Annotated in this window: 1 pseudogene; it reads left to right on the top strand. The window is 63.9% G+C overall.

The annotated features are described in order from the left end of the window. Positions 1-219, top strand: a pseudogene (locus tag MMS95_RS24200) (transketolase); the annotation flags it as partial.

Below are 219 nucleotides of genomic sequence, written 5' to 3'. Positions count from 1 at the left end.
ACGCCTTCATGGGCGACGGCTGCATGATGGAAGGCATCTCGCACGAAGTCTGCTCTCTGGCCGGCACCCTCAAGCTCGGCAAACTGACCGCCTTCTACGATGACAACGGCATCTCCATCGACGGCCACGTCGACGGCTGGTTCACCGACGACACCGCCCTGCGTTTCGAAGCCTACGGCTGGCACGTGGTGCGCAACGTCGACGGCCACAACCCGGACG

The organism is Serratia sp. PGPR-27 (assembly GCF_022678525.1).
Classification (GTDB): Bacteria; Pseudomonadota; Gammaproteobacteria; order Enterobacterales; family Enterobacteriaceae; genus Serratia; species Serratia nematodiphila.
Note: the sequence above shows the minus strand (reverse complement) of the source record. Positions and strands in the feature narration are given on the sequence as shown.